A 17,175-nucleotide genomic window follows, 5' to 3' on the forward strand; every position below is an offset into this window, starting at 1 on the left:
AATCATTATAAATTATAGTAGTATGCATGTTACTTCACCTGTAAGAGAACCACTGATCCAAGGTGGGAAAACGTACGCAGACGTAACGGAAGACATTTGTCGGCATGTTGAAGGAGCTCCAACCAAGGAATGGAAAATTGCTTTTGGGCTTTCTCTGATTGTTTTGGCTTATGGATCGGTTTGTCTTGCATGGACTTGGTGGGAAGGGCTTGGCGTATGGGGTCTTAACAAGACAGTTGGCTGGGCATGGGATATCACAAACTTCGTTTGGTGGGTTGGTATCGGTCACGCCGGAACCCTGATTTCAGCGATCTTGCTCTTGTTCCGTCAGAAGTGGAGAACATCTATTAACCGTGCGGCAGAAGCGATGACTATTTTTGCGGTTATCTGCGCGGCATCATTTATCCTTATGCACATGGGCCGTCCCTGGATGGCATATTGGGCGCTTCCGCTTCCAAACGCGTTCGGATCTCTTTGGGTTAACTTCAACTCACCGCTTGTTTGGGACGTATTTGCAATCAGCACATACTTCTCGGTTTCGTTGGTATTCTGGTACATTGGTCTTATTCCTGACCTTGCTACAATCCGCGACCGTGCAACGAGCAAAATCTCCCGTTTGATGTACGGAACATTTGCAATGGGATGGGACGGATCAGCAAAAACTTGGGCTCGTTACGAATACATCAGCTTAATTCTTGCAGGTCTTTCAACCCCGCTTGTACTTTCGGTTCACACCATTGTAAGTATGGACTTTGCAACGTCCGTAATTCCAGGATGGCATACGACAATTTTCCCTCCTTACTTCGTTGCAGGTGCGATCTTCTCCGGGTTTGCAATGGTTCAAAACCTCATGCTTATCACAAGGGTTGTTTACAAGCTTGAAGATTACATCACATTAGAGCACATTGAAACAATGAACAAGGTTATCACATTAACCGGTTCTGTGGTTGGTGTGGCCTACATTACCGAGTTCTTTATCGCTTGGTATTCAGGTGTTGAATATGAATATTATGCATTCTTCAACCGTATGACTGGACCTTATTGGTGGGCATATTGGGCGATGATGACTTGTAACGTAATTTCTCCACAGCTTTTCTGGTCAAGAAAACTGCGCAGAAGCATCACATTTACATTCTTTATTTCGGTAGTTGTAAACATTGGTATGTGGTTCGAGCGTTTCGTGATCATTGTTACTTCGTTGCACCGTGACTATATCCCTTCTAGCTGGGCAATGTTCTCGCCTACCCGTTATGACATTGGTGACTACATTTTCTCATTCGGATTGTTCTTTACCCTATTCCTGTTGTTCTCGAAATATCTGCCGGTGGTGAATATGGCCGAAGTAAAAGCGGTGATCCGTTCAACTTCTGCTAATCTGCCTACAAAAATTGCGGGTGTTGCAAAAGTGAGACAGCGTGGTACGGCAGAACCGGCTTTTGATAAGGACAAAGAATAATTAGACTGACAGGTATTTTAATATAAGTATTGATATGGCAGAATTATCTGGTAAATATTTGGTCGGAGTCTACGACGATGACGATACTGTTCTTCACGCAGTGCCAAAGCTCAGAAAAGCAGGAGTAAAAATTAAAGAAGTGTATTCTCCTTTTCCGATTCACGGATTGGACGAAGCGTTAGGTCACCCAAGAACAAGGATCGGGATTGCCGCATTTATGTTCGGGGTTACGGGATGCTGTGTTGCACTGACGTTGATGATCTGGACAATGGGAATTGATTGGCCGATGATCGTCGGTGGCAAGGATCCGATTTCGATACCAAACTATATTCCTATTACTTTCGAGCTTACTGTTTTGTTCACGGCTTTTGGAATGGTAACAACATTCTTTATTTCAAATGGCCTGGGACCCGGTACTCACTTTCATCCGAGGTTTGACTTGCGATCGACAGATAACAAATTTGTAATGGCGATAGATCTGGGAAGAAATTCAATGTCAGAAGATGAGATTTCAAGGGCATTGAAAGATAGCGGAGCAGAGGAAGTCAACATTAAGCAATTTTAATGGAGTTTGAGAAAATGAAATTTAGAAATCTATATAAGTATCTGTTAGTTGCTGCCGTAATGCTTACTGCTGCCGCTGGTTGCAAAAGGGATCCGAACGATCCCGGTAAAGAGTATGCGCCTAATATGTATCTCCCTGTGGGTTATGAACCTTATAAACAGGAAAAAGCCAACCCTATTAACCCGATGGGCTTGACCATGAGATTGCCGGTTGCAGGAACAGTCGCGAGACGTAATTACCAAACGTCTTTCGGTGAATCGGATTCTGCTAGCACGGATTTGATGGTTTACAACATTCCGGCCGACAGTATTTCTATCTCGGAACGTGTATTGAAAAACCCGATTCCATTAAATGAAAATACATTGGCGGAAGGTAAAGTACTTTACGACAGATATTGCCAGCATTGCCACGGAGCAGCAGGAGCCGGAGACGGAAAAGTTGCTGCGATGTATAAAGGGGTTCCTAACTATGCGAGCGACGCCTATAAAAATCTGAATGAAGGTCATATTTTCCACGTCATTACGCATGGGAAAGCACGTATGTGGCCACACGGATCTCAGATCAATCCTGAGGAGCGTTGGAAAATAGTACATTATGTACAAAAATTGCAGAAGGGAGCTTAATTACTTTTTGATAACAGAGAAATAAAAAAATAATGGCATCAGCACATTCGATTCCTTCTATTGAAGAACGGTTTGAATTTACATCGGGGGCTAAAAGAAATTTGATAATAGGCGGTGGCATAGGCGTTGCGCTAATCATATTAGGTGCTTATCTGGCTGCTAACGGCGGTGGACACGAAGCTGCTGCACATGGTGCAGAAGCGGCTGCAGCAGTAGGACATGGCGCAGCAGAGCATGGGGCTGCCGGACACGAAGCTGCCGCGGCAACAGGAGGACATCACGAAGCGAGCTGGATGACACGCATTTGGGCTAACCTTTGGGTAAATGGTGTTTACTTTACAGGTATGGCGGTTATAGGAATGTTTTTCATTTCATACAATTATCTGGCTCAGGCCGGATGGTCAGCGGTTTTCAAAAGAGTGCCTGAGGCGCTGCCAGCTTTTCTGCCTTTCACGGGGATAGTTATGTTATTGACTTTTTTCTTCGGTGGCCATGACCTATTTCACTGGACACACGAGGGGCTGTACGAAGTTGGTGGGCCAGAATACGATCCTATTATTGCAGGTAAAAGAGGATTCCTGAATACGCCATTCTTTGTATTCCGACTTGTATTTTACTTCGTTGTCTGGTACGGAATGTGGCGTGTGATCCGCAATTTGTCTTTGAAAGAAGATGAAATCGGTGGAACTGAATTTTACGAAAAGTCGATCCGTTTTGGAACTGCGTTTTTGGTTGTATTTGGTGTTACATCGTCAACATCCGCTTGGGATTTCGTAATGTCAATTGATACACACTGGTTTAGTACAATGTTTGGATGGTACACATTGGCGAGCTGGCATGTAGCTGGTCTGGCTGTGATTACGTTAACTATTGTAATGCTAAGAGAGCGCGGATATCTAAGAGCGGTTAACTCAAGCCATTTAAGAGATTTAGGAAAGTTTGTATTTGCATTCAGCATCTTCTGGACATATGTGTGGTTTGCACAGTTTCTTTTGATCTACTATGCTAACTTACCAGAAGAGACAATCTATTACTTGGAGCGTTTCAGAGGGCATGACGGAATTTTCAAAGCGCCGTTCTTCATTACATTGTTCTTGAATTTTTTCTTCCCGTTCCTTGTGTTGATGACGCGGGATGCGAAGTATACACATTCAATTCTTAAAGTGGCTTGCTGGAGTGTGATCATTGGTCATTATATGGATTTTTATACCAATATAATGCCCGGTACGCTTGGGTCAAGTGCAGGGTTCGGTCCGTTGGAATGGGGATTTTTCCTTCTGTTTATTTGTGCGTTCGGTTATTCAATTGCAAGCCAGTTAGAGAAGGCAAATTTGATACCAAGGAATCATCCAATGTTGGAAGAGTCATTGCATCACGATATCGCCTAATTGCAAAACCAGTTTATCATTATGTATATTATTATCGCATTAGTTGCTCTTGTTTTTCTGGTTCTCACAGGCGTTGTGGTATCCAGGCTTCAGAATGTTCTTAAAAATGTAAACAAAACCGATTCGCCGGATGCGGAGCCGTCAGGCAACAAATGGAATGGGGCGATGTTTATCGTCATTCTGATTGGCGGCGCGGTTAGTATCACGTGGTCATATCTGCACGCTCGCGAATTTTTCCTGCCCGAGGCATCTTCCATTCACGGTCGCAGAACGGATGATTTGTTTTGGTTCTCAATGGGTATTTTGACAATTCCGTTCATTATTGTCAATTTCCTGATTTTCTTCTTCGCCTGGAAATATCAGCACAAGAAGAACCACCGCGCATCATTTTATCCTGATAACCACAGGCTTGAACTTATCTGGACTATTGTTCCTGCGATTGTAATGGCACTTCTTGTATTTACAGGATGGAAAGCCTGGTCGGATATTACTTCCGATGCGCCGCGGGATGCGGAGGTGATTGAAATCACCGGAAAGCAATTCAACTGGATCGCACGTTACTCTGGCGTGAATGATAATAAATTAGGAGATTACAATTACAAATTGATTGATTCTCAAAATGAAGTTGGTATTGATCTTTCCGATGAAAATTCATTTGACGACTTTACAAACCCAAGTGAAATGCACATTCCAGTAAATCGTCCGGTGCTGCTTAGAATTCGGGCGAGGGACGTTTTGCACAGTGTGTTTATTCCTCACATGCGTGTGAAAATGGATGCTGTTCCTGGAATGCCAACCAAATTCTGGTTTGTAGCAGATAAGACGACTGCTGACATGCGTGCTGAAACTGGAAATGCTAACTTCGATTATGAAATCGCTTGCACGGAGGTTTGTGGACAAGGGCACTTCTCAATGAAAATGCGTTTGATAGTAGAAGACGAGGCGTCTTATAAGAAATGGTGTGCTGAGCAAGCGACTTTCCTTCAGACATATCCTGAGTATCTTGCAAAAGTACCGGAGAATTTGAAAGCGAAGGCCATGAAATATGTGCCAGCCGAAGCGGCTACTCCTGCTGATAGTTCAGCAACTTCTACAGGGGGAGCAGGATCAAGTACAACTCTACGCTAATTTGTTAATTTAAATACATTAAAAGTATATGTCAGCTATTGAAGGATTGGAAACAGCTCATCACCACGAAAGTGAGCATGAACACCACCATGAAGCACAAAACTTTTGGCAGAAATATATATTTTGTGAAGATCACAAAGTTATAGCGAAGCAATATCTGATCACCGGGATCATGTGGGCTGTGATCGGAATTTCCATGTCGATCATTTTCCGTATTCAATTGGGTTTGCCGGATTCGAATCTTTCCTGGCTGAAACCTATTTTGGGCGGCTGGATTAGTGATGCCGGGAAACTTGATCCGAATTTTTACCTTGCTTTGGTTACCATGCACGGAACCATCATGGTATTCTTCGTATTAACGGCTGGTCTAAGCGGAACATTCAGTAATTTCTTGATTCCGTTACAAATCGGTGCGCGCGATATGGCGTCGGGTTTCATGAACATGTTGTCTTACTGGTTTTTCTTCCTTGCGAGCGTTATCATGTTTGCGTCGTTGTTCCTGCAAGCAGGACCAGCAGCGGGTGGCTGGGTAATTTATCCGCCATTGAGTGCTTTGCCTCAGGCACATCCAGGCTCAGGAATGGGAATGACACTTTGGTTGGCTAGTATGGCGTTTTTCATTGTGTCTCAGCTTTTAGGAGGAATTAATTATATTACTACGGTAATCAACTTGCGTACGAGAGGTATGTCATTTGACCGTCTTCCGTTGACAATCTGGTCATTCCTTATTACCGCTGTTTTGGGTCTGATCTCTTTCCCGGTTCTTTTGTCATCCGTATTGCTTTTGATCATGGACCGTCACTTCGGGACGAGCTTTTATCTTTCAGATATTTATATCAATGGTGAAGCGCTGCCAAATGTAGGTGGTAGCCCAATCTTGTTCCAACATTTGTTCTGGTTCTTAGGTCACCCTGAGGTTTACATTGTATTGTTACCAGGACTTGGAATCACTTCTGAAGTTATTGCAACAAACTCACGTAAGCCTATCTTCGGTTACCGTGCGATGATCGCGTCAATGTTGGGTATTGCCTTCCTTGCATTTATCGTTTGGGCCCACCATATGTTTGTGACGGGTATGAATCCATTCCTTGGATCCGTATTCATGTTCCTTACACTGATTATTGCGGTTCCATCTGCCGTGAAGGGCTTTAACTACATTACAACACTTTGGAAGGGAAACATTGTCTTCACACCAGGGATGTTGTTTTCGATTGGTCTTGTATCATTGTTCGTATCAGGTGGTTTGACGGGGATTATTCTTGGAAACAGTGCACTTGATATCCAACTTCACGATACATACTTCGTTGTAGCCCACTTCCACCTTGTGATGGGAGCTGCATCTGCATTCGGACTTTTTGCCGGGGTCTATCACTGGTTCCCTAAGATGTTCGGTAGAATGATGAATACGACATTGGGTCAGATTCACTTCTGGTTGACGTTCATTGGTATTTATCTTGTATTTATTCCAATGCACTATGTGGGTATAGCAGGTTTCCCACGCAGATACTACCAGTTTACAAGCTACGACTTTACGCATAAGTTTATGGACATGAACATGTTCATTTCGATTGCTGCGATCTTGTCTTTCCTTGCGCAATTCATTTTCCTGTGGAACTTCTTTTACAGCATTTTCAAAGGAAAGAGAGCTCCGCAAAATCCTTGGAATTCAAATACATTAGAGTGGACGGCGCCGGTAAATCCTGGACACGGGAACTGGGTTGGCGAGATTCCGGCAGTTTATCGCTGGTCTTACGATTACAGCAAGCCAGGAGCGAAGGAAGATTTTATTCCACAAAACATACCTTATTCTCAAACCCTGGAATCCAACTTCCCCCATGAGAATGAGCAGATAGCCACAGAAAAGGCAATTGAGTCACAAAATTATAATGACCAGTTCAACTCACATTGATGTTAAGGCCAATCGGCGTTTCCGTCGGTTGGCCTTGAATACTATCATTGTACTCTATTTTCTTATCATAGCGGGTGGGGTAGTGAGGAGCACGGGCGCAGGAATGGGTTGTCCGGATTGGCCCAGATGCTTCGGAAGATGGGTTCCGCCAACTGAAATTTCACAGTTGCCAGCCAATTACAAGGAGCTTTACGGCGCGAAGCTCAAAGGTGAGATTGAATTTAATCCGGTTAAGACCTGGATTGAATATGTGAACAGACTTCTGGGCGCTTTTACAGGAGTAATGATCTTTCTGACCCTGTTAGCCTCTATTCCATTCCTGAGATCCGGTAACAAGCGTATCTTTTATTATAGTTTGTCAGCGTTTATTTTGGTTGGGTTTCAGGGGTGGCTAGGAGCTAAAGTTGTGTCCTTTGAACTGCTGCCAATTGTTGTTACGCTCCATATGCTTTTGGCCATTGTGATCGTTTTTCTGCTTTTGTACCTCTTTACCTGGTCGGCTTACGCTGGTAACATTTTGCAGTTAAAAGAGTCGAGTAAAAAAGCGATTGGCGGGATAGGCGTTTTGGTAATCACATTGTCATTGATTCAAATTTTGCTTGGGACGCAGGTAAGAGAAGCGATGGATGAGGCGATCATGAGGTTAGGATATGGGGCTAGAAGTGAATGGATTGATGAGTTAGGCTTTAATTTTTATATACACAGGTCCTTTTCAATTTTTGTATTCGTCATCAATCTTTACTGGGTCAATACGATCCTTAAAGCGGAGGGAAGGGAATCGGTAGCAGGAAAGATAGCCACTGCTTGTTTTTGGATATTAATCCTCGAAATTGGAACAGGCGTTATAATGGCCTATTTCGGAGTTCCGCCTTTTGCGCAGCCATTGCATTTGACATTGGCTATATTATTGATTGGGTTGCAATTTGTGATTTGGCTGGTAGTAAATGGCAAAAAGTATTTGACATATTTGCCGGAGAGCCGGTTAGAAAAAAGTACGATTTAGAGATAAAAAATTAAGTAATGATATCAGCCGAGGAAAGCTTAGGAGGAGTAGGGAAGATAAGAGAAAGAATAGGCGTTTTATTTGAGTTGCTTAAATTCAGACTGGCATCTCTGATTGCATTTTCGGGTGCAATGGGTTATTGCCTGGGAGCAAAAGAAGTAGAGACAGGAAAGCTGATCTTTTTCATTATTGCATCAATAGGCATTACAGGAGCAGCCAACATTATTAATCAGATCCTTGAAAAGGATTTCGATAAGTTAATGAAGAGAACTGCAAACCGGCCACTGCCTAGTGGACGAATTACAGTTGATCAGGCTATTGTTTGGGCTGTATTCTTGGGCGTTACGTCCCTGGCGATTTTTGTGTTGATGTTTAATCTCAGCACAGGGTTGATTTCGCTGCTTTCTTTGGTTCTCTATGGTTTTGTTTATACACCTTTGAAAAGAGTTGGCCCAATCGCGGTTTTTGTTGGGGCTTTTCCGGGAGCGTTTCCCCCAATGATCGGATGGGTTGCAGCAACAAATCATTTTGGGTTGGAACCTGGGATTTTGTTCGCTATCCAATTTTTCTGGCAGTTTCCCCACTTTTGGGCGATTGCCTGGGTGCTTGATGAAGATTACAAAAGAGCGGGGTTCAAGCTCCTTCCTGCAAATGGCTTGAAGGACGTTAATACGACTTTGCAAATCATGATCTATACCGTATTCCTGCTTCCGATTGGCTGGTTACCATATGAATTAGGTATGACCGGAATCAATTCGGCTTTTGTAGCTACGGTTTTTGGCGTGTTATTTTTGGCTCAGACTTTCCACTTAATGCGCACTTGCACAGACAAAACCGCAAGGCAATTGATGTTCGGATCGTTCATATATTTGCCAATTGTTCAGATCGCGTTTTTGTTGGATAAATTGTGAAATTGAAAAATCAGTGAAATGGAAAGTGTTCAGCAGTATAAAGTAGATAAAGAACCTCAGGCAACATTGGCAATGGATCCGATGAAATTCATCCTGTGGTTATTTTTGGTTAGTATTATTATGTTATTTGCTTCTCAGTCAAGTGCGTATCTTGTGAGAAGAGCCGAGGGGAACTGGCTGGAATTTGCCATGCCACAGATTTTCTGGTATAGCACAGGTGTCCTTTTATTAAGTAGTGCGGCGATGCAATGGGCTTATTTTTCGGCAAAAAAAGATCTATTCAAACAATTGAGAATAGCAATTTCTATTACTTTTGTACTAGGTGTGGCCTTCCTTTGGATGCAGTTCGAAGGTTGGAAACAGCTGGTTGCAATGAATGTTTATTTTGTTGGGAACCCCTCTGGTTCGTTTTTTTATGTATTTACCGGATTGCACGGCTTTCACATTATCAGCGGATTAATTGTGCTGCTTTATTCGCTGACAGCTGCCTTTAAGCTGAAAGTGCATGCGAAGAATTTAAGACGCATTCAAATTTGTGCCACTTACTGGCATTTTTTAGATATACTCTGGTTATACCTTTTTGTTTTTTTATTGACTTTTAATTAATATTTTTTCAATGGCTGCAAATGTAACAACACCTGGCGCGGTAGAACCCAAATTGTGGATGGGGGGAATTGAGCCTATGAAAGCAAGTTATGGGAAACTGATGATGTGGTTTTTCCTTATCTCGGATACCTTTACTTTCTCAGCCCTGCTCGTTGCGTACGGTACAGCGCGGTTCAGCTTCCCGGCATTTTCCGGGGATGTAGCTGATTTTACATTTTCAAACATGTATTGGCCGATTCCTGAGAAGGTTTATGAGGCGGTTCCCTTCCTTCACGGAATGTCTCTTCCCCTGGTTTTCGTAGGAATTATGACATTCATCCTGATTGCGAGTAGCGTGACAATGGTCCTTGCAGTGGAAGCGGGTCACCGCATGGATCGCGCCAATGTTGAAAAATATATGCTTTGGACAATCCTGGGTGGATTTACTTTCCTGGGCTGCCAGGCTTGGGAATGGGCTCACTTTATCCATGGTACGGATACGGGAAGTGTGATGAAAGTAATAGAAAATGGCACCTGGGTGGAAAAAACAATTTTCGGAGCGAATCTGACCGAAAACCAATATGGCCCTCCTGCTTTTGCTGACTTCTTTTTCTTTATTACTGGTTTCCACGGAACGCACGTTTTCAGTGGGGTAATCCTGAACATTCTGATCTTCTTCCGCACTGCAACCGGTTTTTATGACAAGAGAGGAAGCTACGAAATGGTTGAGAAAGTTGGACTTTACTGGCACTTTGTAGATTTAGTGTGGGTGTTCGTATTTACATTCTTTTATCTGGTTTAAATCATCCAATAATATTAATTCCTAATCAAATGTCGGAAGTACACCATATTCATAACCAAGATCCGAATGCAGGGGCCGAGCAGCGTAAAGCGATTTGGAAAACCTTTTGGATTCTTCTTATTCTTACAGCAGTTGAATTTCTTATCGCATTCACGGTTCCTCATGGAATTTTGAAAATCACTATTTTCATCGTGATGACGATCGTGAAAGCATTCTATATCGTTGGCGAATTTATGCACTTGAAGCATGAGACGAAGTCGCTGATCTGGTCGATTCTAGTTCCCGTTATCTTTGTTGCCTGGTTGATTTTGGCGCTCATGTTAGAGGGAAATGCCATTTTTGAAGCCATATTCGATTAAGTATTACGCATGAAGAATTTTCCCAAGGCCGGATTACTGATCATAACATTAGTAATACCGGCTTTGATTTTTGTAATGCTCCGGTTATTTGCAACCAACCATTTCGATCTTCCTTACTTCAATCCACAGCTCGATAGCGACGGTAAGGTTGTTATTGTAAATGGAGATACTGCATTTCAAAGAACCGCTGAGCTCAAACTGGCCTCTGGAAATTCAAAGCTGGAAGGCGATATTTCGGTAATCAGTTTTTTGCCGAAAGAATGTGCAGACTCGTGTAAGCTGGTGCTGTCTAATTTGAAGAGGGTTTACGATATGCGGAGCGAAGCAAACAGCTTAACCATAAAAACACTATCAGAAGACAGCCTTCGCAGTGCAATTGGTCACCCGGAAGAGATGGGAAAAGAGGGTTGGGAAATATTAAAGGTGAAGCCTAATGAAGCAGACGCCTTACCGGATGCAAGACCTAAATCTTTGGGAGAAACTGCTGAACTTTATCCGCGGGAAAGGAGGTTAACGTTGATAGACAGCGAAGGCTACACAAGAGGCTATTACAACGGTGCAGACCCCGCGGAGATAGATCGGCTGATGGCAGAGGTGAAGATTTTGAACTACGAAAAAAAAGCGCGTGCTAATCCATAATTATGGCAACATTAGTTTTAGAAAAGAAGCCTAAATACGAACGCATTATCAACATTCTGGCCATTGTAATTCCAATTGCAGTTGCAGCATTGCTGGGAATTCGTCAGAAAATTGATCTTGGGACGTGGACGAAGGTTCTCCCGCACGTAATCGGCGTAATCAACACATTAACTGCACTTTTCCTGATTGCCGGATTTTATTTTGTCAAAAACAAGAACATTAATGCACATCGCCAGGCAATGACGGGTGCCTTTCTTTTGGGAGCTGTTTTTTTGGTTTGTTATATTCTGTATCACATTTCAAACGAGTCAACACCGTTTGGAGGGCAGGGTTTTATTAGGCCTGTTTATTACTTTTTGTTGATCTCGCACATTACATTGTCCATCGTAGTCGTTTGGTTTGTGTTGCGTGCGGTGTATTTTGGTTATACTAATCAGATTGTGGCCCATAGAAAAGCGGTAAAATGGGCATTGCCAATTTGGCTTTATGTGAGTATCAGCGGGGTTGTTGTTTACTTGATGATCAGTCCTTATTACATATGAAAAGTTTCAAGGTTATTTTCGGATTTGTAATTTTGTTTGTGCTTTCGGGCGTAGATACGTGGGCTCAATGTGCGATGTGCCGTGGTTCTGTTGAAAGTTCTATGGGAAATGGCAGGAACAATGTTGGCGTTGGGCTAAATACGGGTATTATGTTTCTGTTTGTAATGCCTTATTTGCTGGTGGCCGTCATCGGTTACCTTTGGTATCGCAATAGCAAAAAGGCCTTGCAGGAACGCCAGTTTATCGCTTCCCGTGTGAAGCAGGCTTACCAAGGCTGACATTTTAAAAAACGATATATCAAGCGAAGCAACAACATGCTTCGCTTTTTTTATTTCCAAATGAATGTACAAATAATGGTGCTAAAAAGCGTAGAAAACTTATTTGAAGCCTTTATTCAGAAACTTGAATTCATGCGATTGACACTTGTTCTTTTTCTGCTTTTAAATAGCGCACTCGTTAATGCACAGGCTATTTCAACTTCCAAACCCTGGACTTTTTGGTGGTGGATGGGCAGCGCCGTGAATGAGAAGGACATTACAACCCAGTTGGAATACTTTAAAAAATCGGGACTAGGCGGCGTGCATATCATTCCGATTTACGAAGTGAAAGGTTACGAGTCGCAATCCGTTCCTTTCCTGACTCCAAAATGGCTGGATTTGGTGCAGTATACGGTTCGTGAAGGAATGCGGTTAGGCTTAGGAGTGGATTTGACGACGGGAACAGGCTGGCCTTTTGGTGGTCCGAATGTTTCTCAGGAGTTGGGCGCAAAGAACATGACGGTTAAGAATAATGAAATAATAGTCCAGCCAACAAAACAGAAAGTGAAGCGAGCCGCGCCGGGTGGAGAGGGCTTAGTCCTTGACCCATTTAATGCAACTGCAATGTCACACTATCTGACAAGGTTCGATTCTGCTTTTGCCGATAGAAAAGATTTGCCACGCTCCATGTATAATGACTCATATGAAGCATATGGTGCTAACTGGACAGATGACTTTTTGCAGGAATTTAAAAAACGGCGGGGTTATGACCTGGATAAGAACTTAACATTGCTGACTGACTCTACTACCAAAGCGGTGCCCGATCTGGTGCGTATCGATTATCATCAAACATTGTCGGAATTGCTTCTGGAACGCTATGCGAAGCCCTGGACCGATTGGAGCACGAAGCACGGTTTTCTGACAAGATATCAGGCGCATGGTTCGCCCGGTAATTTGCTTGATCTTTATGACGCGGCAGACATTCCTGAAACCGAATCATTCGGAACCAGCCGCTTCTCCATTCCCGGACTGCGCATTGATCCCGATTACTCCATAGACCAATTCGGAACACCAAATCCTCTGGCTATGAAATTTGCTTCTTCGGCAGCGCATTTTTCAGGCAAGAAGCTCGTGAGTTCGGAAACCGGCACATGGCTGGCGAATCATTTCAAAGTTTCGTTGTCACAGGTTAAGCCACAGATCGACGAACTTTTTACGGCCGGCATTAATCACATTTTCTACCATGGAAGCACTTATTCGCCTGCCCAGGAGCAGTTTCCGGGCTGGCTATTTTATGCTTCTACGAACTTTGGACCGACCTCACATTTCGCTGAGCACTTTTCTTTGCTGAACCAATACGTACAGCGTTGTCAGGAGCTGCTGCAAAACAGCAAGTCTGACAATGATGTGCTGGTCTATTTTCCTATTCATGACCTTTGGGCAACGAAAGCTAAGTCGTCCGGTAATGTACATTTATTGGAAGTGCATCACGTGGATCGCTGGCTGCTGGACCTGCCATTCGGTAAGCTTACGCAGCGGCTTTGGAAAAAGGGTTTCGGATTTGATTACGTTTCGGATTTACAGCTCACCCGCCTGAAAACGGATGTCAATGGTAATCTCGCCAGTGGAAGTGCAGCTTATAAATCCCTGATTATCCCGGCGAGTACATATATGCCCAAAGGAACATTAAAAGAGTTACAACGGCTTGCATCGGCAGGAGCAAAAATCGTTTTCCAGGATCATTTCCCCGAAAAGGCAACAGGTTATTCAATAGATACTGAAAGACAAAACAGTTTCCTGGCAGAATTAGCTAAGTTGAAAAAAAAGAAAAGTGTCCGTGTGTCTGCTGATTTTGAAAAAGACCTAATAGCAACCGGAGCGCTTCGGGAATCGTTCGCGGATGAGGAACTGACATTTATCCGTAAAAAAACACAGGATAACAAGCGGCTTTATTTTGTCGCGAATTTGGCAGATCATTTTAAGGAAGGCTGGATTAAGGTTAGCATTACAGGCGCATTTGAGAAACTGGATGCATTAGATCAGAATAGTGCCTGGGAGCCGGTTCCCCAAAATGGATCAGCGATTTATTTAAAGCTTTTGCCCGGGCAGTCGTGCTTTTTGAGAGAATTGGCTAAGAATGCAGGAACAAAGCAGCACAACATAGCAGACAAGGAATTTGAAATAAAAGGCGATTGGAATCTGAAATTTCTAAAAGGCAGGCCTTCGATCCCAAACTCTGCAGATATAGACGAGCTGAAAACCTGGACAAGCTTACCTGATTCGGCAGTATACTTTTCAGGAACAGCTCGATACGAAATTCATTTCGATTGTCCGGATAACCTGCTGAAAAGCGGATTCAAAATCCTGGATCTGGGTGATGTGCGGGAAGTGGCAGTCGTCAAGCTTAATGGTAAGCCCATAGGGACCGCTTGGAGCATTCCTTTTCAGTTAGCAATTTCAGAACAGCTCAAATCGAAAGATAATGTACTTGAAATTGAAGTAACGAATCTTTCAGCCAACTATATGCGCCTTCGGGACACGCAGAAGCCTGATTGGAAAAAATTTCATGACATTAATATTGTCGATATCACTTACAAAAAGTTTGACGCGACGAAATGGGAGTCTATGCCATCGGGTTTGCTAGGGCCGGTGAAAATCCTTTTTCATTAAAACCTTATTCCCAAAGCGGATAATGTTCAAGCTGGATCTGACTGCCAAAAAAAATGTTAGTGGATTGCTCAAAAGAAAGCGTGTAGTCCGATACATAAAACGCACGTTTGCCTTGCCCTTTTTCATTCACTAGATAATGTTGTTCCAGCCAGGATTTAAGTGAAAAAGCGACAATTTCAGAAGTGTCGAGAATTTCAACATGGCCATTGTAAAACTGACCAATTTGGTTTTTGATAAGCGGATAATGCGTGCATCCCAGAATCAATGCTTCAATGTTTGAAAGCGAAGCATCGGACAAATAACTGGTTATAATGCTTTCACTAATGTTATTATCAAAAAAACCTTCCTCAATCATCGGCGCCAGCAGAGGAGTGGCCAGCGATTTTAACTGAATATTTTTTCCCAAAGCATCTACTTTCTTCTTGTAAACATTGGAAAGGACCGTCTGCTTCGTTCCGATGAGGCCGATCGTCTTGCCGTCGTAATGTTCCTTAATGTAATCAACCACGGGATCGATCACATTCAAAACCTTCGCTTTACTTCCTACATATTCCCTAACAAGCTCGTAAGCTGCGGCAGAGGCCGAGTTACAGGCAATGAGGATCAGCTTACAATTTTGCTGCAAAAGCATATTGCAGATTTTGATCGAATATGCCTGGATTGCAGCAGTAGACTTGTCTCCATAAGGCAGATGTGCCGTGTCGCCGAAATAAATTGTATTCTCCTGAGGCAGGAGCCTGGTAACTGCACTGGCCACGGTCATTCCACCAATGCCACTATCAAAAATCCCAATCGGCGCAGAAGAATCAAACATAATAAAAGGAGTAAATCAATTTGATTAAAAGATATTTGATCCAAAACTAAAGGAACGGTCTGAATAAACTTTTTAAAAATTAAGTCAATTCAGAAATTTTTTGTGAACTGATGCAACCTCACGATCAGGAATACGCATCTTGCTATTGAAACCACCAAATGAATGGGTCGAATTTTATCACTTTTTAGTAACGAGGCACAGCTGCTCAAAGCGCTTAGGAAAGAAGATCCGAAGGCACAACGACAGTTGTATGATAAATACAGCGCTCGCATGCTGGCTTTATGCTTTCGTTATATCTGTGATGATATGGCGGCAGAAGATGTAATGGTTGAAGGTTTTATAAGGGTATTTGCCAAAATAGAGCAGTTCAACGAGGAAGGCAGTTTTGAAGGCTGGATCCGCAGAATTATGGTGAATGAGGCACTGGGTTATTTGAGAAAACAGAAACGAATCCTGGAAGACACATTGTCCGACGAAGCAAACAACATTCCGGATTACGCACATGCTGATCAGAATCTGGAAACGCAAGAGTTGCTGGAATTGATTGAATCATTGCCAACGGGATACAGAACGGTTTTTAATTTGTATGCAATTGAAGGTTATCCACACATTGAAATTGCGCAAATGCTCGGTATAACAGAAAGTACATCAAAGTCGCAATTGCACCGGGCAAGGGCAATGCTCCAGAAAATGGTGGCGGATTGGGAAAATGATTTTAAAAAAAAAGTAGAATATGAGAAAGCATTCGGTTGACGATCTCTTCAAACGCAAGCTGTCAGATATTGAAAAAACGCCTTCATCTGCTGCATGGGAGAAGATTCAGGCAAGATCAAAAAAGGAGCGCCGGCTTGCGGATTGGGTTTGGTATGCGGCAGCGAGTATTGTCATAGCGCTTATGGCCGGTTATGTCATCTGGAATAGTGAAAGAAGTAACATTGAATCTATTGGTGATGGCAAAAAGTTAGCTAATGTTCAGGTTAAACCTGAAACAACATTAACAACGCAAAAGGATAGTCTTCCTGAAATCAAAAGTGATGTTAAAGACAATCAGATGCAGGACAGGGAACTTGCTATCATCGAGAGGAAGCAAAAAGCGGGGCTTTTAGAGCAGTCGTCGAAGCAAAATGTTCAGCCCGTTGCATCGAGTGAAAAAGTTGAAATACAGCTGCCTGAAAAGTTGGCCGCCATTGATGTAGAAATAAGAGAGGAAAATAAGGCTGCATTACCTAATGTTGACGATTTTCCGAAAATTGAAGAAGCGAGTGCAAGTAAAGTAAGTCCTGAACCAACGCGAACGATCGTCGTTGCGGTTCAGACCAATGATCAGGAAGAACCTAAAACCTCCAAGTTTTCGAGAGTGTTTCGCCAGTTAAAAAATGCGAGAGCAGGCGAGCGCGTGGATTGGGAAGAAGTGGGTTTCAATCCTAAAAGCCTTGTTGCAAAAGTAGACGATCGCTTGCGCAACGGGGAAGATAAAGTGTCAGAAAAGTACCATAACCTCAAAGAGAAAACAAAACTTTAATT

At 43.0% G+C, this 17,175-nt stretch carries 18 protein-coding genes; 17 read left to right on the forward strand and 1 reads right to left on the reverse strand.

What is annotated here, in order from left to right:
- Nucleotides 1–22: 22 nt before the first annotated feature.
- The 15 genes from nrfD to MUK70_RS25135 all read left to right on the forward strand — a co-directional run bounded on the left by nrfD (nt 23) and on the right by MUK70_RS25135 (nt 14,837).
- Nucleotides 23–1,456, forward strand: coding sequence for an NrfD/PsrC family molybdoenzyme membrane anchor subunit (gene nrfD / locus MUK70_RS25065; RefSeq protein WP_234657438.1), 1,434 nt, complete (start codon nt 23–25; stop codon nt 1,454–1,456).
- Between the two features lie 34 nt (nt 1,457–1,490).
- Nucleotides 1,491–2,021 (forward strand): DUF3341 domain-containing protein, encoded by a 531-nt coding sequence (locus MUK70_RS25070; protein WP_026631756.1) that lies wholly within the window; start codon nt 1,491–1,493, stop codon nt 2,019–2,021.
- Complete coding sequence (locus MUK70_RS25075; protein WP_234605627.1) at nt 2,021–2,644, forward strand: c-type cytochrome; 624 nt, start codon at nt 2,021–2,023, stop codon at nt 2,642–2,644. The genes MUK70_RS25070 and MUK70_RS25075 overlap by 1 nt, the downstream gene beginning before the upstream one ends.
- Nucleotides 2,645–2,676: 32 nt before the next feature.
- Nucleotides 2,677–4,032: a quinol:cytochrome C oxidoreductase gene (locus MUK70_RS25080; protein WP_234605626.1), complete on the forward strand. Its 1,356-nt coding sequence runs from the start codon at nt 2,677–2,679 to the stop codon at nt 4,030–4,032.
- A 21-nt stretch (nt 4,033–4,053) separates the two neighbouring features.
- Nucleotides 4,054–5,160 (forward strand): cytochrome c oxidase subunit II, encoded by a 1,107-nt coding sequence (locus tag MUK70_RS25085; RefSeq protein ID WP_234657436.1) that lies wholly within the window; start codon nt 4,054–4,056, stop codon nt 5,158–5,160.
- A 28-nt stretch (nt 5,161–5,188) separates the two neighbouring features.
- The gene (locus tag MUK70_RS25090; RefSeq protein WP_234605624.1) at nt 5,189–7,069 is read left to right on the forward strand and encodes a cytochrome c oxidase subunit I; all 1,881 of its coding nucleotides are present in this window, start codon (nt 5,189–5,191) and stop codon (nt 7,067–7,069) included.
- On the forward strand, nt 7,047–8,072 hold the full coding sequence (locus MUK70_RS25095) for a COX15/CtaA family protein (RefSeq protein WP_234657434.1): 1,026 nt from the start codon (nt 7,047–7,049) through the stop codon (nt 8,070–8,072). Before MUK70_RS25090 ends, MUK70_RS25095 begins: the two co-directional genes overlap by 23 nt.
- A gap of 17 nt (nt 8,073–8,089) precedes the next feature.
- The gene (gene cyoE, locus MUK70_RS25100; RefSeq protein WP_234605622.1) at nt 8,090–8,983 is read left to right on the forward strand and encodes a heme o synthase; all 894 of its coding nucleotides are present in this window, start codon (nt 8,090–8,092) and stop codon (nt 8,981–8,983) included.
- A gap of 18 nt (nt 8,984–9,001) precedes the next feature.
- Nucleotides 9,002–9,589, forward strand: a complete 588-nt coding sequence (locus MUK70_RS25105) for a cytochrome c oxidase subunit 3 (RefSeq protein WP_234605621.1) — start codon at nt 9,002–9,004, stop codon at nt 9,587–9,589.
- 10 nt (nt 9,590–9,599) lie between these two features.
- Complete coding sequence (locus MUK70_RS25110) at nt 9,600–10,370, forward strand: cytochrome c oxidase subunit 3 (RefSeq protein ID WP_234605620.1); 771 nt, start codon at nt 9,600–9,602, stop codon at nt 10,368–10,370.
- Nucleotides 10,371–10,399: 29 nt separating this feature from the next.
- Complete coding sequence (locus MUK70_RS25115; protein ID WP_234657432.1) at nt 10,400–10,729, forward strand: cytochrome C oxidase subunit IV family protein; 330 nt, start codon at nt 10,400–10,402, stop codon at nt 10,727–10,729.
- A gap of 9 nt (nt 10,730–10,738) precedes the next feature.
- Complete coding sequence (locus MUK70_RS25120; protein ID WP_234657431.1) at nt 10,739–11,368, forward strand: hypothetical protein; 630 nt, start codon at nt 10,739–10,741, stop codon at nt 11,366–11,368.
- A 2-nt stretch (nt 11,369–11,370) separates the two neighbouring features.
- On the forward strand, nt 11,371–11,910 hold the full coding sequence (locus tag MUK70_RS25125) for a DUF420 domain-containing protein (RefSeq protein ID WP_234657429.1): 540 nt from the start codon (nt 11,371–11,373) through the stop codon (nt 11,908–11,910).
- Complete coding sequence (locus tag MUK70_RS25130) at nt 11,907–12,188, forward strand: CAMCR motif-containing small membrane protein (protein WP_234605604.1); 282 nt, start codon at nt 11,907–11,909, stop codon at nt 12,186–12,188. The genes MUK70_RS25125 and MUK70_RS25130 overlap by 4 nt, the downstream gene beginning before the upstream one ends.
- Nucleotides 12,189–12,320: 132 nt before the next feature.
- Nucleotides 12,321–14,837: a glycosyl hydrolase gene (locus MUK70_RS25135; protein ID WP_234657427.1), complete on the forward strand. Its 2,517-nt coding sequence runs from the start codon at nt 12,321–12,323 to the stop codon at nt 14,835–14,837.
- 4 nt (nt 14,838–14,841) lie between these two features.
- On the opposite strand, the gene murI is transcribed toward MUK70_RS25135, so the two are convergent.
- Nucleotides 14,842–15,651 (reverse strand): glutamate racemase, encoded by an 810-nt coding sequence (murI, locus tag MUK70_RS25140; RefSeq protein WP_234657426.1) that lies wholly within the window; start codon nt 15,649–15,651, stop codon nt 14,842–14,844.
- A 162-nt stretch (nt 15,652–15,813) separates the two neighbouring features.
- Here murI and MUK70_RS25145 point away from each other — a divergent pair, with 162 nt between their 5' ends.
- Together MUK70_RS25145 and MUK70_RS25150 are read left to right on the forward strand one after the other, a co-directional pair.
- Nucleotides 15,814–16,404, forward strand: coding sequence for an RNA polymerase sigma factor (locus MUK70_RS25145; RefSeq protein WP_234657425.1), 591 nt, complete (start codon nt 15,814–15,816; stop codon nt 16,402–16,404).
- On the forward strand, nt 16,385–17,173 hold the full coding sequence (locus MUK70_RS25150; protein WP_234657424.1) for a hypothetical protein: 789 nt from the start codon (nt 16,385–16,387) through the stop codon (nt 17,171–17,173). Before MUK70_RS25145 ends, MUK70_RS25150 begins: the two co-directional genes overlap by 20 nt.
- The last annotated feature ends 2 nt before the right edge of the window (nt 17,174–17,175 follow it).

The sequence above is a fragment of the Dyadobacter chenwenxiniae genome (genome assembly GCF_022869785.1).
Lineage (GTDB): Bacteria > Bacteroidota > Bacteroidia > Cytophagales > Spirosomataceae > Dyadobacter > Dyadobacter chenwenxiniae.